Annotated in this window: 1 protein-coding gene; it reads left to right on the top strand. The window is 61.1% G+C overall.

Annotated features, from left to right (window positions below; all coding sequences use genetic code 11):
- On the top strand, positions 1-337 hold a 337-nt coding region (locus AB3X99_RS40985), incomplete at both ends, for a transposase (protein ID WP_368662077.1).

The raw sequence follows: 337 nt of genomic DNA, 5'->3' as shown, positions 1-337 counted from the left end.
CCCCCAACCACCCCATTGGGTTTCGGCGAGAACTCGCAAAGCTGGCATGTGAACCGGGTGTCTCGGTCGCACGACTCGCTCTGGAACACGGGCTCAATACGAATCTTTTGTTCAAATGGCGCCGAGCCTATCAGGCTGGGCAGTATGAGCCGCCGACACTGTTGCCGGTTGAAGTGACTCACGAGGAACGCACGATTGAGAGCGCGGCGGCTGCATTGCCCGTTCAGTCGCAGAACAAGGCACAGCCGGTCGTCGCGGGAGTGATTGAGATTTGCGTCGGCATCGCACGCGTGCGTATCGAGGGCACGCCCGACGCAGCCACGCTGCGTGTCGTGTT

Origin of the sequence: Paraburkholderia sp. BR10882 (assembly GCF_040948855.1) — a bacterium.
In the GTDB taxonomy this organism is placed as follows: Bacteria; Pseudomonadota; Gammaproteobacteria; order Burkholderiales; family Burkholderiaceae; genus Paraburkholderia; species Paraburkholderia nodosa_A.
The sequence above is the reverse complement of the archived record's forward strand: the minus strand, read 5'-3'. Positions and strand labels throughout refer to the sequence as shown.